The 16,994-nt window shown below is 71.7% G+C and carries 13 protein-coding genes; 6 read left to right on the top strand and 7 right to left on the bottom strand.

From position 1 onward, the window contains the following. Positions 1-17: 17 nt before the first annotated feature. Together ACQP2F_RS31665 and ACQP2F_RS31670 are read left to right on the top strand one after the other, a co-directional pair. Positions 18-677, top strand: coding sequence for a glycoside hydrolase family 75 protein (locus tag ACQP2F_RS31665; RefSeq protein WP_433293864.1), 660 nt, complete (start codon positions 18-20; stop codon positions 675-677). Between the two features lie 59 nt (positions 678-736). Then, positions 737-2,578: a glycoside hydrolase family 9 protein gene (locus tag ACQP2F_RS31670; protein WP_433293866.1), complete on the top strand. Its 1,842-nt coding sequence runs from the start codon at positions 737-739 to the stop codon at positions 2,576-2,578. Here the strand turns inward: ACQP2F_RS31670 and ACQP2F_RS31675 are convergent. Then, positions 2,551-3,843, bottom strand: coding sequence for a DUF2252 domain-containing protein (locus ACQP2F_RS31675; RefSeq protein WP_433293867.1), 1,293 nt, complete (start codon positions 3,841-3,843; stop codon positions 2,551-2,553). The two genes, ACQP2F_RS31670 and ACQP2F_RS31675, sit on opposite strands and share 28 nt — an antisense overlap. A gap of 102 nt (positions 3,844-3,945) precedes the next feature. Between ACQP2F_RS31675 and ACQP2F_RS31680 the strand changes: the two genes are divergently transcribed. Then, positions 3,946-4,479: a hypothetical protein gene (locus tag ACQP2F_RS31680; RefSeq protein ID WP_433293869.1), complete on the top strand. Its 534-nt coding sequence runs from the start codon at positions 3,946-3,948 to the stop codon at positions 4,477-4,479. 79 nt (positions 4,480-4,558) lie between these two features. After that, a complete protein-coding gene (locus ACQP2F_RS31685; protein ID WP_433293872.1) occupies positions 4,559-5,227 on the top strand; it encodes a GTP pyrophosphokinase in 669 nt (222 codons plus the stop codon). 4 nt (positions 5,228-5,231) lie between these two features. On the opposite strand, the gene ACQP2F_RS31690 is transcribed toward ACQP2F_RS31685, so the two are convergent. Continuing rightward, positions 5,232-6,038: an NmrA family NAD(P)-binding protein gene (locus ACQP2F_RS31690; RefSeq protein ID WP_433293874.1), complete on the bottom strand. Its 807-nt coding sequence runs from the start codon at positions 6,036-6,038 to the stop codon at positions 5,232-5,234. A gap of 269 nt (positions 6,039-6,307) precedes the next feature. Between ACQP2F_RS31690 and ACQP2F_RS31695 the strand changes: the two genes are divergently transcribed. After that, positions 6,308-6,685 carry a hypothetical protein gene (locus ACQP2F_RS31695; protein WP_433293876.1) on the top strand — a complete coding sequence of 126 codons (378 nt, stop codon included), beginning with the start codon at positions 6,308-6,310 and terminating at the stop codon, positions 6,683-6,685. A gap of 156 nt (positions 6,686-6,841) precedes the next feature. On the opposite strand, the gene ACQP2F_RS31700 is transcribed toward ACQP2F_RS31695, so the two are convergent. Then, positions 6,842-8,623, bottom strand: a complete 1,782-nt coding sequence (locus ACQP2F_RS31700; protein WP_433293879.1) for a SpoIIE family protein phosphatase — start codon at positions 8,621-8,623, stop codon at positions 6,842-6,844. A 245-nt stretch (positions 8,624-8,868) separates the two neighbouring features. Here ACQP2F_RS31700 and ACQP2F_RS31705 point away from each other — a divergent pair, with 245 nt between their 5' ends. After that, on the top strand, positions 8,869-10,062 hold the full coding sequence (locus ACQP2F_RS31705) for a cysteine desulfurase-like protein (RefSeq protein WP_433293881.1): 1,194 nt from the start codon (positions 8,869-8,871) through the stop codon (positions 10,060-10,062). Here ACQP2F_RS31705 and ACQP2F_RS31710 read toward each other — a convergent pair. The 4 genes from ACQP2F_RS31710 to ACQP2F_RS31725 form a co-directional block, all read right to left on the bottom strand. Further along, positions 10,059-10,820: a hypothetical protein gene (locus ACQP2F_RS31710; RefSeq protein WP_433293883.1), complete on the bottom strand. Its 762-nt coding sequence runs from the start codon at positions 10,818-10,820 to the stop codon at positions 10,059-10,061. The genes ACQP2F_RS31705 and ACQP2F_RS31710 overlap by 4 nt on opposite strands. A 23-nt stretch (positions 10,821-10,843) precedes the next feature. Next, positions 10,844-13,429 (bottom strand): rifamycin-inactivating phosphotransferase, encoded by a 2,586-nt coding sequence (gene rph, locus ACQP2F_RS31715; RefSeq protein ID WP_433293885.1) that lies wholly within the window; start codon positions 13,427-13,429, stop codon positions 10,844-10,846. Between the two features lie 119 nt (positions 13,430-13,548). Next, positions 13,549-15,756: a putative bifunctional diguanylate cyclase/phosphodiesterase gene (locus ACQP2F_RS31720; protein ID WP_433293887.1), complete on the bottom strand. Its 2,208-nt coding sequence runs from the start codon at positions 15,754-15,756 to the stop codon at positions 13,549-13,551. A 42-nt stretch (positions 15,757-15,798) separates the two neighbouring features. Further along, complete coding sequence (locus ACQP2F_RS31725) at positions 15,799-16,947, bottom strand: LCP family protein (protein ID WP_433293889.1); 1,149 nt, start codon at positions 16,945-16,947, stop codon at positions 15,799-15,801. Positions 16,948-16,994: the final 47 nt, after the last annotated feature.

Below are 16,994 nucleotides of genomic sequence, written 5' to 3' on the forward strand. Positions count from 1 at the left end.
CTCGTCCGGGAGGACACATGAACCGCAAGCTCCTGACCGCCGCGGCCGCGCTCGGGCTGATCACCACGGCCCTCGCCGCCGCACCGGCCCAGGCGGCCGGCCCCACCGCCGCCCAGCTGCTGGCGAAGGTCAGCTCCTGCACCGTCGCCTCGAACGGCAAGTACGCCACCGACGACGGCGGATCGTCGACCGTCAACATCTGCAAGAAGGGGTCGGCCTACTTCTGGAAGGCCGACATGGACATCGACTGCGACGGTGTCCGCACGTCCAAGTGCAACGAGAACACCGATCCCTGGTACCAGGACCAGACGTCGTTCGAGACGTCGGCCGGCAACTCGTTCCAGGCCGACAAGACGCACTACTTCGTGATCCCGCTGCCGAGCTCGCGGTTCAACTACTCGAGCAAGGGGATCAAGCCGGGCAGCGTGGCCGCGATCATCTACAACAACAAGGTGGTGTACGCGGTCTTCGCCGACGAGGGCCCGAGCAACATCATCGGCGAGGCGTCGTACGCGACCGCGCAGGCTCTCGGCATCAACCCCGATCCCGAGAACGGCGGTGTCGACTCCGGCGTGACCTATATCGTCTTCCCGGGCAGCGTCCCCAGCCCGGTCGAGTCGAACAGCGCCATCGACAGCAAGGGCGCGGCCGCCGCGACGGCGTTCGTCAACTCTTGACCGTGCACTTGTCCCTCTTTAGTGTCTGTTAAACAGTCTTCCTATTGACGGGCGGCGCCGTGTTCAAACTGGTCATGAGCCTGCTGCTGGTAGCCACCACCGGACCCACCACGCCCGTCGCCGCCGCGGCGCCGGCGGCCGGGGTCATCCGCGTGGACCAGGCCGGATTCGCTCCGGGCGAGAGCAAGCGGGCGTACCTGATGAGCACGGCGCCGGCCCCCGCCGCCCGGTTCACCGTTCTCGACGCGGCCGGGCGGCCGGTGCTCCACGGCCGGGTCGGACCGAGCCGCGGCTCCTGGAACGCGGCCTACCCGGCCGTCTACCCGATCGACCTCGACCGGCTCGACCGGCCCGGCACCTACCGCATCCGGGTCGGCGCGCTCGTGTCGCCCGGCTTCCGGGTACGGCCGGCCGGCGACCTCTACGGCGAGCTGGTCCGCGACGGCGTGACGTTCTTCCGTACCCAGCGCGACCGGGCGCACCGCAACGACGCGCACGCCACCGTCTACGCGACGCCGCATTTCGCCACCGAGGACGTCATCGCCGACGCCGACCTCACCCCGATCGGCGGCCCGGTCGACGTGGCCGGCGGCTGGTACGACGCCGGGGACTACCTGAAGATGACGCACACCACCGCGTACGGCGTCATCTCCCTGCTCGCCGCGGCCCGCGCCCTCGGCCCGGCCGCCGGAGCCGGTCCCCGCGCCGCGGCCCGGGCGGGCGTCGACTGGCTCGGGCGGGCCTGGGACCAGCGCACCGCGACCCTGCGGCTGCAGGTCGGCATCGGCTCGGGCAACGAGGCCGGCACCTTCACCGGCGACCACGACCTGTGGCGGCTGCCCGGCGCCGACGACCGCGACACCGACCCCGCCGACCGGTACGCCGCGGCGCACCGTCCCGTCTTCGACGCCGCCGCGCCCGGCGCGCCGATCAGCCCCAACCTGGCCGGCCGGGTCGCCGCCGCGTTCGCGCTGGCGGCGCAGCTGGACGCCGCCCGCCATCCCGCCCGGGCCCGGGCCGAGCTGCGTGCCGCCACCTCGCTCTACGCCCGCGCCGACGTCAAGAGCCCGCCGGAGCCGCTGGTCACGGCGCTGCCCAACGAGTTCTACCCCGAGGACACCTGGCACGACGACATGGAGCTGGGCGCCACCGAGATCGCGCTCGCCCTGCACCGGCTGGGCCGGCCCGGCGCCCGCGCCTACGTCCGCGACGCCGCCGGATTCGCCCGCGGCTACCTCGCCGCCGAGACCGGGGACACGTTCAACCTGTACGACGTGAGCGCGCTGGCCCACGCCGACCTGGTGACCGCGATCCGGCAGACGGGCGGCGGCCACGATCTCGCGGCCGGCCCCGGCGCGCTGGTCGGCGACCTGCGGCGGCAGCTGCGCACGGGAGCGGACCGGGCCGCCGCCGACCCGTTCCACGCCGGCGGCGTCTACACCGACTTCGACGTCGCCTCGCACACCTTCGGGCTGATCGCCACCGAGGCCCTTTACAGGTCGGCGAGCGGCGACACCTCGTTCGCCGCCTTCGCGACCCGGCAGCGCGACTGGCTGCTCGGCGCGAACGCCTGGGGCACCAGCTTCATGATCGGCGTGGGCTCGACCTTCCCGCGGTGCCCGCAGCACCAGATCGCCAACCTGACCGGCCGTACGCTGACCGGCGCCGTCGTGAACGGGCCGAACGACCCGGAGCTGTTCGCCGACGGGCTCGGCGACCCGATGGACGAGATGGTGACCTGCCCGGCCGACGGCAAGGACCGGTTCGCGGCATTCACCGGGCACGGCAGCCGCTACGTCGACGACGTACGGGCGTGGCAGACCGACGAGCCGGCGCTGGACATGACCGGCAGCGCCGTACTGGCCGCCGCCTCTCAGTCGGTGGCGACCAGCTCCTGGTGATCACGCGCGGTCTGGTCCGCGTAGCGCACCGCGAACTCGGCCATCGCCTCGTCGAAGCGCCGCCCCTGCCCGAGGTAGCCGGCGATGGCCATCGCGTCACCGGTGCGCGCGTGTGCCCGGGCCAGGACGTGCCCGCAGCGCTCGGCGAACGGGACGAGGTACGGCGCGATCAGCTCGCCGTTCGGGATCACCTTCATGTCCCGGAACTGCCGGACGTAGAAGTCGGCGCCGCCGGCACTGGTCCAGCCGAGGAAGATGTCGCTCGCCGCCTGGATCTGCCGCTTGCCGCGGATCACCCGCTCGCCGTGCGCCGGATAGGGGCTCGGCCCCAGCGTCCGCTCGTAGACGGCCGGCCCGGCCTGCTTGATCTGCAGGAACAGCGGTTCGGTGCCGTTACGGCCCAGCAGCAGCACCAGGTAGACCTGCATCCCGACGCTACCGACGCCGACGACCTGGCGGACCACGTCGACCGGCGTGAAGCGGTCGAGCAGCCCGCGCCGCTCGTACGGAAGACTCTCGCGATAGGCCCGGAACGTCGCGGCGATCTCGGCCGCGATCTCGGGCACGTGCACCCGGGCCGGCGGGTCGTCGACGATCCGCAGCCGACCGTCCACCACGTGGGTGAGCTTGCGGGCCGTGCCGGCGCTCGTCCGCCGCCGCGCCCGTTTCGCCAGCCGCGCGGACTGCTGCTCCTGCTCCTCCGGGCCGAAGAGCTCGAGCAGGTCCCCGGAGGTGATCACGTCGTACCAGATGGTCAGCTCGTCCGCGGTCGAATAGAGACCGATCCTTTCCCGGTACGCCGCGGAAGCCGCCCGGACCGCGGCCAACCCGGCCCGGTCGTCGAGCCCGGTGTCGCGGGCCAGCACCACGAGGCTGGCCAGAAACCGTTTCACGTCCCACTCGAACGGCCCGCGCAGCGTCTCGTCGAAGTCCCGCAGGTCGAAGGAGAGCTGCCGCTCGGGCGTCGCCCACAGCCCGAAGTTCAGCACGTGCGCGTCCCCGCACAGCTGCACGTCGATCCCGGTGTGCGGTGCGGCGCCGAGGTCGGCCGCCATCACCGCCGCCGCGCCCCGGTAGTAGGTCCACGGCGACGCCGACATCCGCTCCAGCCGGATCGGCACCAGCTCGGGCACCCGGGACTTGTTCTGCTCGAGCACCGTGCCCAACGCGTCGTGCCCCCGGTGCGCGGGGTCCCAGTCGGCGAGGCTCCGGACCGGCACCCGGTCGCGGGCCGCCCGCCCCCGCGCCCACCGCTCGTCCCTCACAGGGCGAAAATTACGTCCCAGCGGCCACGAAGGCATCACCTGCGCCGGGTGAGAGACGCCGAATCGTCCCCGCCGCCGGGCGTTGGCTAATACGCTCGCCCTGTGCACGTGACCGTCGAGGTGGGCAGCCGGCTCGATCCGGACATCGACTATCCGGCCGGCGCCGCGCTGACGATGTCGGCCGTGGAGCCGGTCCAGTTGATGATCTTCCTGAGCCACCCGCATCAGCTGGAGGTCGACGCGGTCACCGCCGCGCCGACCCAGTTCGCGTGGATCGACGGCGACGAGGCCGCGGTGCTGCTGTACCGGCTGGGCCCGATCCTGTCGTGGTCGCAGGTGCCGTACTCGCCGCACCTCGCCGAGCCGGACGACCCGCCACCGGGCGTGGACCCGCGGGGCATCGTGCAGATCGTGCTCGTCGACCGCGACACCAACACCGTCCGGGCCCTGCACCGCGTCCGCTGGCCGGCCGACTTCACCGCCACCGTCCGCGCGTCGGTCACGAAGATGCTGGAGAAGCCGTTCCACCGCAGCGGCTACGAGCACGTGCTGGCCGCGCTGCACCGCCGCTACCCGACCGCGGAGGACCTGCTCACCGACCGCAGCGACGCGCGCTGCACGGCCACCCCGGTCTGACTCCCGCGTGCACGTCGACGGGCGCGCACCGATTACCGTGGGTGCGCAATCGACGCAGGAACACGCCGGGAGACACATCGTGAGCACCGACCGGTCCGCGCTGGAACCGGTGCCCGTCGCCGAGATCGAGCCGTCGCGGCTGATGGGCGACGAGCTGGGCCATTTCATGCTGGTCTACAAGTTCGGGCTGGCGGAGATCGGCACCAAGATCACCATCCTGTCCGAGGAGCTGACGCACCGCGGCCGGGGCAACCCGATCGAGCACGTCAGCACCCGCCTGAAGACGGTCGAGAGCCTGACCGCCAAGGCCCGGCGGATCGGGTGCCCGCTGACCCTGGAGGCGGTTCGCGACCGGATCCGGGACATCGCCGGCGTACGCGTGGTGTGCAGTTTCGTCTCCGACGTCTACACGGTCGCCGAGATGCTGACCCGGCAGCAGGACGTCACGCTGCTGCAGACCAAGGACTACATCGCCGAGCCCAAGGCCAACGGCTACCGCAGCCTGCACCTGATCGTCGAGATCCCGGTCTTCCTCTCCGACCGGGTGGTGGCGGTGCCGGTCGAGGTGCAGCTGCGCACGGTGGCGATGGACTTCTGGGCGAGCCTCGAACACAAGATCCATTACAAGTACGAGCGGGACGTGCCGGCGGCCCTGCGCGACGAGCTGGCCGCGACCGCCGCCGACGCCGCCCACCTCGACGAGCGCATGGAGCGCCTGCACGCCCAGATCCACGGCCCGCGCCCCTGAGGCCTCAGCCCCAGGCCCCGGCGGCCGCGGCCGTCGTCGCGTACGTCCGGAAATCCCGCGCCGGACGGCCGAGCGCCGCCCGCACCCCGTCCGCCGGCGCCGCGTTCCGCCCGTCGAGGATCCCCCGGAACATGTCGCCGAGCTCCACCGGCAGGCCCGCATCGACCAGCACCCGCTCGTAGCGTTCGTGCGTGACCGGCGTGTAGATGACCGTCCGCCCGGTCGCCCGGCTCAGCTCGGCCGCCGCCTCCCCGAAGGTCAGCGCCCGCGGCCCGGTCAGCTCGTAGGTCCGCCCCCGGTGCCGCGCGTCGGTCAGCGCCGCCGCCACCACGTCGGCGATGTCGTCGGCGTCGACGAACGGCTCGGCCACGTCGCCGGCCGGCAGCATGAGCTCGCCGCCGAGCACCGCCTCGGCCAGGAAGTCCTCGCTGAAGTTCTGCATGAACCAGCTGCAGGACACGATCGTCCAGCCCGTGCCGGCCTCGCGCACGAGCTGCTCGGCCGCCTGAGCGAGCGGCTCACCGCGCCCCGAGAGCAGCACCAGCTGCTCGACCTCGTGGCCGGCCGCGAGCCGGGCGAGCGCACCCACCTTCTCCGCCGCGCCCGGCAACCCGAGATCCGGATAGAAGGTGAGGTACGCCGCCCGCACCCCCGCCAGCGCCGGCTCCCAGGTCTTCTCGTCGTCCCAGTCGAACAGCGTCCCGCCGCGACGAGACCCGACCCGGACGTCGACGCCGCGCGCCCCGAGCCGCGCGGCCACCCGCCGTCCGGTCTTGCCGTTCCCACCGATGAGAAGCGTCGTATCAGTCATGAGCCCAGTACAGCGACGCCGGCCGAGACCCAGAATGGCCGAGGCGCTCGCTTCCATACGCGAGACGCTCACCGCGAAGTCGCTTCGGTGGCCGGGACGGTAACCCTTCCCGGCCACCCTCCAGTCGTTCCAACGGCGCGAACGGGGTCCGGCCCGGTGACTGACGATCGAGACCACGACCGACGCGGGTCGTGCGGTGAAGTCCGCACGATCGGGTGTGATGTGCGGCCTGATTATTGACGGATAGCGTCATCCCCTTATTCTTCGTTATGACTGAGACGCGTTTGACGCGCCGGGAAAGGCGTGCCATCGCTGCTGAATGGCGTGAAGTTCCCTTCAAGGCTCGTCGGGAAGCGGCACGACTGGCAAAACGAGGTGAGCGGCATCCGGATGGCAGTGTTGACGCTGCCGCCGTGAGGTTTTCGCGCATGGCCCTTCAGGAGCCGTCGTCGTCCTTCCTATACACGCGCACCTTCCAGGTGATGCTGACCATGACCTTGCTGCTCATCGCAGTGCTGTGGGCCGAGCCGTTCCCTCGGTGGACCAGCGGTATCGGCGGAAGCGCTTGCCTTCTTCTGCTGATTTTCGACTGGGATCTCAAACGTGATGCCAGACGGATCCTTGCCGTTCCTCGGACCGATTGTTGATCTCGTTTTTCGGATTGTTGGCTGCGATCCGCGACGTAGGAGGCACAATTCGCGGTCCCGCCTCGCGACAAAGGTCAAACGGCCGAACCGCGCGGCCGCGGCGTTACTTTCGCCAGTTTGCCGGGAAGTGCGGATGGTGACGGCTGGTGGCAGCACTCACAAGGGGGGAACACGGACCGCGAGCAGGGCGACGTCGTCCTCGTGGCTGTCGCCGGCGAACCGGTCGTAAAGCTGGTCCAGCAGTTGCGTCAGGGGCTTTCCGGCCAGCGCAGCTGCGGTCTCGTGAAGCTCCTGTTCGCGTTCGTCGAAGGGTTTCCGACGGGTTTCGATCAGCCCGTCGGTGTAGAAGAACAGCACAGCGCCGGGCGGTATGTCGGCGGTGTGGCTGGTGCGAGGGGTGCGGGGGGTCGCGCCGAGTAGTGGGTCGTACCCGGTCAGGACGGTGATGCCGGTGTCGGTGATCAGTAGCGGGCCGGGGTGTCCGGCGTTGGACCACTGCAGTTGGTAGCCGTCGCGATCGGGGTGTGGTCGCAGGTAGGCCAGGACGGCGGTGGCGGTGATGCGGTCGCCGAGGGCGCGGTTGGCGGCGTCGAGGCGGCGCAGCAATGCCGACGGTGGTTCGTGCCGGTCGACCAGCAGCAGGCGCAGTTTGCTGCGCAGTTGTCCCATGCGGGCGGCGGCGCCCATGTCGTGTCCGGTGACGTCGCCGACGGCCAGAGCGAGGTGATTGTTGTCGAGGCGGATGGCGTCGTACCAGTCTCCGCCGACGTGTTCGCCGCGGGCGGCGGGTTCATAGCGGGCGGCCAGCTCGTAGGGCGCCGGGTCGGGCAGGTCGGTGAGCATGGCGCGTTGCAGGACGGTGGCGACGTTCTCGCGGGAGAACAGGTAGTCGGCGCGTTGCAGGGCTTGCGCGACGAACCCGGCGAGGGCGGCGAGAACCGCTTGTTCGGCATCGTTGAGGTGGTGGGGCTGTTTCCACACGATGGTAAGTGCCCCGACCGGCCCGGTGGGGCCGGGCAGGGGGACGCTGGCGGCTGACTGCCAGCCCATCTCGGTGAAGGTGTCGGCGGCATCGGGAGTCAATGCCCGTACCGTGGCCATGTCGGGCAGCAGTACCGGGGCGCCGATGCGGGCGGCCAGGGCCGAGGGGGTGGCGGTAGTGCCGGCGTAGCGGTCCCAGCGCTCGGCCACGCAGGTGGGTAGCTGCCGCCCGGACTGCAGGCTCACCCGCCCGGCCGCGTCGAGCACTGACAGACCGACGTAGGCGGGGTCGAGCGAGCCGGTGATCAAGTCGCGGACGACGTCGACGATGTCGTCGCCGGTGCTGGTGTTGGCCAGCGCGACGCTGGCGCGTAGCAACAGCTGACTGCGGTCGAACGCGGCGTCAGCACTCTCGTTACGCGCACGGGCGTACTGCTCGTGCTGCCGGGCGGTGCGGGTCGCGATCCGCAGGCGCAGCATGTCGCTGCACGCGGCGGCCAGATCGGACAGGACCGCGAGTTCTTTCGCGGTCCACGTGCGGGGTACGGTGTCGATCGCGCACAGCGAGCCGAGGATGTGCCCGTCGTCGTCGGTCAGGGGCATCCCCGCATAACCGACGACGTTGAGGTCGGTGATGGCCAGGTTGCCGGTCACGCGCGGGTCGGTGCGGGCGTCTTCGACGATCAGCGGTGTGCCGCTGATGACGACGTGCTGGCAGAAGGAATGTGACAGCGGGGTTTGCCGCCGCTGCTGCCACGGCTGCCCCAATCCGCACGCGCCGGGGAAGATCTGCCGGTCGGCGTCGACCAGGCTGACCAGCGAGACCGGCACGTCGAGCACGGTGCGGACCATGTCGGTGAACCGGTCCAGCGCCGGGTCCGGTGCAGCTTCCAGGCCGGTGTCGGCCAACGCGGTGAGTCGCCCGCTGTCGGAGAGCTCGTCCGGCTTGTCGTCCATGGGCGCGTCACTCCTGCCTCGCAGATTGCCACGGACGGGTCGCGGAGCGCTCAGCCATGGGATGCCGGGATCTATACTTGCTGCGCAGCAACAATAACGAGAGCCGTCACCGCGCTGCCAGCCTGACAGCTTGCTGTGGCCCGCTCTGCCGGTCACGGGCACCGCGCCGCAGACGCAGATGGGGCGCGACCACGCCACGCGCCGCGCGCGCCGGACGCGACCGCTGGGTCGCATAGGGTCGGGGCATGATCTTCGATGTGGATCGGGTGCGGGCCGGCTATCCCGCCCTTGCCGAAGGGTTTGTGCACCTCGACGGGGCCGGCGGCACCCAGCCGGCGGCGCCGGTGATCGAGGCGATCGGCGGGGCCATGCGGGCGGCGGTGTCCAATCGGGGAAGCGCGCACGAGCCCGCCCGGCGGTCCGGGGAGATCGTCGCGGCGGCCCGGGCCGCGGTCGCGGACCTGGTCGGCGGGCAACCCGAGGGCGTGGTGTTCGGGCCGAGCGCCACCGCGCTGACGTATCTCGTGGCTCGCACGCTGGCGCAGGGCTGGGGGCCGGGCGACGAGGTGGTGGTGTCGCGGCTCGATCACGACGCCAACGTGCGGCCGTGGGTGCAGGCGGCCGAGGCGGTGGGCGCGAGCGTGCGGTGGGCCGGCGTCGATCCGGCGACCGGTGAGCTGCCGGTCGCGCAGTACCGGGACCTGATCGGGGCGCGCACGCGGTTGGTCGCGGTGACCGCGGCCAGCAATGCCACCGGGACCATGCCGGGGGTGCGGGAGATCGCCGATCTCGCCCATGCGGCGGGCGCTTTCCTGTACGCCGACGGCGTCCACGCCACCGCACACCGGCCGACCGATGTGGCCGAGCTCGGCGCCGACTTCTATGTGACCAGCGCCTACAAGTGGTCGGGCCCGCACTACGCCGCCGTCGTCGCCGACCCGGCCGTCTGGGAGCCGCTGCGGCCGGTGAAGCTCGTCCCGTCGCCGTCCCAGGCGCCGGACCGGTTCGAATACGGGACGCTGAGCTTCGAGCTGCTCGCCGGCATCACCGCCGCCGTCGACCACCTGGCCGCCCTCGCCGCCCCGGCCGGCGCCGGCCGCCGGGAACGGCTGCGAGCGAGCATGGCGGCCGCCGCCGAGCACGAGAGCCGGCTGCTCGACCGCCTGCTGACCGGCCTCGCCGCCCTCGACGGCGTGACGATCTGCCCGGCCGGCGCCGACCGCTGCCCGACCGTCTCGTTCCGGGTCGCCGGCCAGGCCCCGGCCGAGACCGCCCGCCGCCTGGGCGAGCAGGGCATCTGCGTCTCACACGGCGACTACTACGCGGTCGAGTACTTCGCGGCGGCCGGCCTGCGCGACAGCGGCGGCGCGGTCCGGGCGAGCCTCTACCACTACAACACCGAGGACGAGGTCGACCGGCTTCTGGCGGCCCTTTCCTAGGAGTGGAACGGAGATCGCGGGCCGACCGGGCGGATCCACGGGTCGAGGATCAGGCGGTCGAGGCCGATCGCGGCCAGTTCGTCGTACAGCGGCTCGGTCAACTGGACCATCATCACCCGTATCCGGCCGTTCTCCGAGCCGGCCAGGTAGATGCCCGACCGCCCGGTCCCGTCCATCAGCGCCTCGACGGCTTTGCCGGTGGTGGCCTGCAGCCTGTCCTCGGCGGCGATGCTGTGCCCGCCGGGTGAGGCGACCACGCAGAGGTTGTCGGTGTATATCGCCCTCAACGCCGCGCGGGCCTGGTCCACGTCGCCGCTGACCACCTCGACCACCAGGATGCGGGCGTTCCCGACATGTGTCGCGTACGGCTCGGCGAACTGCTCAGCATGTGCTCGCACGTAGTCGCGGACCGGCTCGTCGAACCAGTCCTCGCCGTCGCGCCAACCACCGGCGGGGACCGGGCACGGCGGGGCGTCCGGCAGATCGGGATTCTCGAGCCGGCCGGTCGACGGGGGCGAGTACGGCATCCGCTGGATGTCGGACAGCCGGCCCGGACGCCACCGCCCGCGCACCGTCGCACCGGGCGTCGGTTCGACGCCCGGCACCCGGATGCTCCATCGGCAGGGAGTGTTGACGAGGAGGGGGTCCAGGGCCGGCGCGCACATCCTCGAACCGGCCTCGACCGGGCCGCTCGCCACGACGAGATCACCCTCCCGGACGATCAGCCCGGACGGCCCGGCTGCGGCGATCCCCGACACCGCTGCAACGCTACCCGGCACGGTCAGGTGAGGATCTCGACGTAACCCTCGCCGCCGTGGACGCGGATGCGCTGACCGTCGGCGATCAGCCGGGTCGCGCCGGCCACGCCGACCACGGCCGGCAAGCCGTACTCGCGGGCGATCACCGCCCCGTGGGTCATCTGGCCGCCGATCTCGGTGACCATGCCCGCGATCGCCACGAACAGCGGTGACCAACTCGGGTCGGTGTAGGCGGTGACCAGGATGTCGCCCGCCTCGAGGTGGGCCTCGGACATGTCGAGGATGACCCGGGCCCGGCCCTCGACCGTGCCGGCCGAGACCGGCAGGCCGGCCAGGGCGCCGGGCGGCAGGCCCGCACGCCGGTACGACCCGGAGATCGCCTCGCCCTCGGAGGTCAGCACCCGGGGCGGGGTGAGCGCCTGGTACGACCGGAAGTCGTCCCGCCGCCGGCGGATCAGCCCGGCATCGGCGCGGCCGGTGCGCGCGACCTCGTGCAGCTCCGGAAAGGTCAGGTAGAAGATGTCCTCCGCCTCGCCGAGCACCCCGGCCCGCACGAGACGGCCGGCCTCGGCCATCAGCGCCTGCTTGTAGACGAAGTAGCGACTGATGATCCCGTACTTCGGATACTCCCGGTAGCCGGTGAAGGTCCGGAGACGGTCGATCATGCGTACGGTCTCGTCGGCCTTTGCTTCTCCGTCCGGGAGTTTCCGCAAGCGTTCCAGGACGTCCCGCCGCTTGTTCTCGGCTTCCTGCCGCCCCTGTTCGAAGCGCCGCGCGGCGGCGCCCGGCTCGAAGAGCTTCACGTTGTCGAGGATGAGCGGCACCAGCGTGGTCGGGCGTTCGCTCCAGCGCGGCCGGGTGATGTCGATCTCGCCGGCGCAGCGCATGCCGTACCGGTCGAGATAGCCCCGGACGGCCTCGCGCGGCCCGGCCGGCAGCTCGTCGACGAAGTTCTCGTCGATGACGCCCTCCAGGAACGCGACGACGGACGGATCCGGCCGGATCGCGTCGGCCACGTCGAGCAGCGCCAGCCCCATCTCCGCGGTGACGTTGTTCGGCGCCGAGAGAGTGAGCGCGTCGGCCGCGTTCTTCTCGCCCAGCCACTCCTCGAGGTGGTCGTTGAGCCACCAGGTGGCGCCCATGCCCGCCATGATCGCCTGCAGGCTCAGCGGATCGGTGAGCACCCGCTTGTGCTCCTCGAACGCCTCGAGCAGGAAGTCGAACAGCGCCGGCCCGGTCTTGCCGTCGATGTCGCGCCGCAGGGCCGCCAGCGACTCCTCGCTGCGCTCGATCAGCCCGGTGACGATCGCCGGGTCGGTCGCCGGCTCCGGCGGCGCGCTCCCGCCCCGGTGCCCGGCCGGCGGCCCGCCCCCGTCCGGCACCTCCGGGACGAAGCCGCGCTCGATCAGCGTCTCCAGCGCGTCCCGGAACAGCGGATCGCCCCGGCCGACCAGCTCGAGGAAGCCCGGGCGGGCGCCCGGCGAGGCCAGCTGCCGGGTGACGTCGACGAACAGGCGGCCGCCGGCCTCCTCGAATCTCGCCATCGCGGTCAGCTTCCACATCGACAGGCCGAGCGGCCTCATGGCGTCGGTCATCATCTGCTGGTGGCCGACGGAGAGGTAGACCCGGTGCTGGTCGTCGGGCGCTTCGGGGATCGGGAACAGGGTGGTGATCGGGCGGCTCTGCACGACGGCGAAGCCGTCATCGGCCAGGCACCACTCGATGTCCTGCGGGCGGCCGAAGTGGGCCTCGATCCGCCGGCCGAGGGCGACCAGGTCCACGACCTGGGCGTCGGTCAGCGCCGGCCGCTCCTGCTCCGCCGCCCCGATCTCGGTCGTCCGCGTCCCGCCCTCGGGGCGCGCCTCGATGCGCAGCCGCTTGGCGGCGATGGTGCGGGCCACGATCTCGCCGTCGCGCACCCGGTAGACGTCCGGGTCGACGAGGCCGGAGACCAGCGCCTCGCCGAGCCCGAAGCCGGCGTCCACGGTGGCGACCTTCCGGTTGCCGGTGACCGGGTCGGCGGTGAAGAGGATGCCGGACGCCCGCGGGACGACCATCCGCTGCACCACCACGGCCATGTGGACCTTGCGGTCGTCGAAGCCGTGGCGCAGCCGGTAGGTCACCGCCCGCTCGGTGAACAGCGAGGCCCAGCAGCGGGCGGCATGCTCGAGGATCGCCGCCGGGCCGATGACGTTCAGGTACGTGTCCTGCTGTCCCGCGAAGGAGGCGGTCGGCATGTCCTCGGCCGTCGCGCTCGACCGCACCGCGTAGGCTTCCCGCTCGCCGTGCCGGGCGAGCGCCGCGGTGATCGCCTCGCGCAGATCGCCGGGGATGGTGACGTCCTCGATCGCCCCCCGGATCCGCGCGCCGGCCTCCCGAATGCCCTCCCGGTCGGCCGGGTCCAGCCGCGAGAGCTTCTCCAGTTCCCCGTCGACTCCGGGCGCTTCGGCGAGGACCCGGCGGAACGCGGCGGTCGTCAGGCAAAAACCAGGCGGCACGCGTACGCCGGGAAGCCGCCCCAGCTCACCCAGGTGCGCGCCCTTGCCGCCCACGACCCCCACCTGGCCGTCGCCGACCTCTTGAAGATCCAGAACGTACTGTTCGATCACGACGATCGCTCCCCCGGTTTTCGCAGGTCGTGGCCTTCGAGAGACGATTCTGCGCTATGACACCGGTCTTGCTGCAAGCCGCCGGGTGCGTTATACCTTGGAGTGGGAGGGGACGCGTTTCAGGCCGCTTCGGTGACCGGGGCGCGCAAGAGGGCGTCGATCGACTCCGCCTCGACCGGCCGGCCGAAGAGATATCCCTGGCCGAAGTCGCAGCCCAGCCGGCGCAGCATCTCCCACTGGTCGTCGGTCTCGATGCCCTCGGCCACCGTCTCCAGCCGCAGCGCCTGCCCGAGGTTGACCACGGCGTCGACGAGCGCCTTGTCCTCCGCGTCGGTGGCCACCTCGGTGACGAAGGCCCGGTCGATCTTGAGAATGTCGACCGGCAGCCGCTTGAGGTAGTTCAGCGACGAGTAACCGGTGCCGAAGTCGTCGATCGCCAGGCGGACGCCGATCCGGCGCAGCGCGTGCAGCGTCTCGGCCGCGCTGTCGATGTCCTGCAGCAGCATCGACTCGGTGATCTCGAGGGTGATCCGGGCGGCGTCGACCCCGGCGTCGGCGATGGCCGCCCGCACGTCCGCGACCAGGCCCTCGTGCTGGAACTGGCGGGCCGAGAGGTTGACGCTCATCTTCAGGTCCGGGGCCTCGGGCGCCTCCCGCTGCCAGCGCGCCAGCTGCTCGCACGCCTGCCGCAGCACCCAGCGCCCGAGCGGCACGATCAGGCCGCTCTCCTCGGCGGTGTGGATGAAGTGCTGGGGCGCGAGCAGCCCGCGCTCGGGGTGGCGCCAGCGGACCAGCGCCTCCACGCCGGTGATCCGCTGGGTGGGCAGGTCCACCACCGGCTGGTAGTGGACGACGAACTGCTCCTGGGCGAGGGCGGCCTCCAGCTCCTGGCGGAGCTGGGCCTCGGTGACCACGCTGGCGTACATCTCCGGGTCGAACAGCGCGTACGCGTTGCGGCCCTGCCGTTTCGCCGCGTACATCGCCAGGTCGGCGTTGCGCAGCAGCTCCTCGCCGGTGAGCTGGCGGCCGCCGGCCACGCCGACGCTGGCCGTGCAGCGGATGTCCCGGCCGGCCAGCGACATCGGCTGGCGCAGCTCGTGCAGCAGCCGCTCGGCCACCGCCGCCGGGTCCCGGTCGTCGAGGTCGTCGATCAGCAGGGCGAACTCGTCGCCGCCGAGCCGGGCCAGGGTGTCGCCGGGCCGCACGCCCTCGCGCAGCCGCGCGGCGAGGGTGGTCAGCAGCTCGTCGCCGGCGCTGTGGCCGAGGTTGTCGTTGACGTCCTTGAAGTTGTCGAGGTCGATCAGAAGCACGGTGACGTGCGCGTCGCGCCGCCCGGTGGCGTGCTGCAGCCGGTCGCGGAACAGCGCCCGGTTCGACAGGCCGGTCAGCGGGTCGCTGAACGCCTGCCGGGTGAGCTGCTCCTCCAGCGCCTTGCGGGCGCTAATGTCGCGGACGCTGACCACGATCGCCTCGAGGTCGGGGTCGTCCAGGCAGTTGGTGCCGATGGCCTCGAGAACCGACCACGACCCGTCGGCGCGGCGCAGCCGGGTCTCGGTCTGCGACGTCGTGCCGGCCGCCGACGAGCACAGCGCCGTCATCCAGCCGCGCTGCCCGGGCAGGTCGTCCGGGTGCACGAGCGAGCCCAGCAGCTCACCGGTGACCGCCGCCGGCTCGTGGCCGAGCACGGTCCGCACCGACGGGGTGACGTAGCGGACGTCGCCGTCGCGCCCGAGCACGATGATCACCTCGGGCGAGTTCTGCAGCAGCGCCTCGGTGCGCCGCTCGGCCGACCGGCGCCGCTCGTCGAGCCGGCGCCGGTTGCGCGCGATGACACCGCTGATCAGCACCGCGCACACCATGACCGACACCATGCCGACGATCAGCACCACGCTGGTGCCGGGGTGGCCGTGCAGCACGACGGCGTAGCCGGCCAGCGAGACCAGCCCGAGCCCGGTCACGACCGCGGCGCGGAACAATGCGGTGGCGAGAATGACGATCAGTAGGGCGCAGGGCAGGTAGAACGCGGCGCCGTCGGCGTCCCGGTAGGCCAGCGCGGCCAGCGCCGGAATCTCCAGCACCCACCAGAGGACCAGGGCGGCGCGGACCTGCGGGCGGCGGACCCAGCGGCGCCAGGGCAGCGCCGCGACCAGGCCCTGCGCCAGCCCCGCCACGGCGAGCGGCACGGCCCACCAGCGGGCGTCGCCCGCCCAGGTCAGGGCGACCTCGGCGGCGCCGAGCCCGGTGATCAGCAACGCGATGAGCGCGCCGACGCGGATCTGGCGGGCCCAGAAGTCCGCTCCGTGCTCGTCGAGAGGCGTCACCGGCATGTCGGCCATATCGGCAGCCGGCCGCGCCGGTTGAGTCCTGCGTCAGCTCTGTGACTGCCATGACGGGTGAGCCTGGACGAACGCGGCCAGCGTGTCGTCCCGGGCGGCCCGGATCATCTGCATGCTGGTCGGGCTGAGGATCTCGGCGCTGCCCACGCCCGGTATCGTCCGGCTGTCGAACCGGCCGTCGTTGGTCTTGAGGGTGACCAGCCGGGACGGGGTGATGCCGCGCATCGCGAACGCCCAGTCGGCCAGCGAGGTGCCGCCGTCGTCGACGGTCATGGTCTTGCCGATCGCGCTCAGCAGCGTGGGCAGCTTGGCCGGCGAGGTGAGGCCCTGGTGCACCGCGCCGGTGAAGATCGCCTTGAGCAGCTGCTGCTGGTGACGCTGCCGGCCGTAGTCGCCGTCGCCGTCGGCCAGCAGGTCACGCTGGCGCGCGTAGTCGAGCGCCTCGGTCGGGGTGAAGCAGTGGTTGCCCTTGCGATACACGTTCGGGGTGACGCCCGGGACCGGGCGCGGGTTCTGGCCGGCGCTGTTGGTCTTGTACGGCACCGCCTGGTTGCCGTTCCGATCGTGGCCCACGTGGATCGAGGTGACGGTCTCGTCGACGTACATGCACACCGAGCCCATGATCTGCAGCACCCGGGTGAAGCCGGAGAAGTCGATGATCGCGGCGGCGTCGGGCGTGATGCCGGTCAGCTGCTTGATCGTCAGCGCGAGCAGCTCGGACCCGTGCGACTCGGCCGCCGCACCACTGAGACCCCGGCTCCCGTACGCGAAAGCCGCATTGATCTTGTCGTGCCCCCCGCGATAGGGCACCTTGCCGTTGTCGTAGGCCGGTATGGCGACGTAGCTGTCGCGGGGCAGCGAGATCAGGTACGCCGAGGAGTGATCGGCCGGGATGTGCAGCAGGATGATCGAGTCGGACCGGCTCAGCTGATCGGTGCCGGCCCAGCTCGGTCGCGTGTCGAGGCCGATCAGCAGGATGTTCTTGGCGCCCTTGACGTCGGCGTGCCGCTGGCCGCCACCGGCCGCCGTGCCCAGCAGGTTCTGCTGCTTGATCGCGCCGGTCGCGGTCGTGATGAGGACGCGCTCGGTCACCAGGATGCCGCCGCTGGCGAGCATCAGCAGTGCTCCGAGGCTGATGCACCAGCGCGTCCAGATCGGCGCCCGGCGCCCTCTTCTGATCATGTGCCGCCCCCCTGTCACCCCAGTTGTAGCGGCGTTTCCTGAGCCTT

This window comes from Actinoplanes sp. CA-030573, from assembly GCF_050951115.1.
Taxonomy (GTDB): Bacteria; Actinomycetota; Actinomycetes; order Mycobacteriales; family Micromonosporaceae; genus Actinoplanes.

What these genes read in the sequence shown, in the direction of transcription:
- ACQP2F_RS31665 (WP_433293864.1), top strand. Translation starts at nt 18, where the DNA reads ATGAACCGCAAGCTCCTGACCGCCGCGGCCGCGCTCGGGCTGATCACC.
- ACQP2F_RS31690 (WP_433293874.1), bottom strand. Translation starts at nt 6,038, where the DNA reads ATGACTGATACGACGCTTCTCATCGGTGGGAACGGCAAGACCGGACGG.
- ACQP2F_RS31695 (WP_433293876.1), top strand. Translation starts at nt 6,308, where the DNA reads ATGACTGAGACGCGTTTGACGCGCCGGGAAAGGCGTGCCATCGCTGCT.
- ACQP2F_RS31700 (WP_433293879.1), bottom strand. Translation starts at nt 8,623, where the DNA reads ATGGACGACAAGCCGGACGAGCTCTCCGACAGCGGGCGACTCACCGCG.
- ACQP2F_RS31705 (WP_433293881.1), top strand. Translation starts at nt 8,869, where the DNA reads ATGATCTTCGATGTGGATCGGGTGCGGGCCGGCTATCCCGCCCTTGCC.
- ACQP2F_RS31720 (WP_433293887.1), bottom strand. Translation starts at nt 15,756, where the DNA reads ATGCCGGTGACGCCTCTCGACGAGCACGGAGCGGACTTCTGGGCCCGC.
- ACQP2F_RS31725 (WP_433293889.1), bottom strand. Translation starts at nt 16,947, where the DNA reads ATGATCAGAAGAGGGCGCCGGGCGCCGATCTGGACGCGCTGGTGCATC.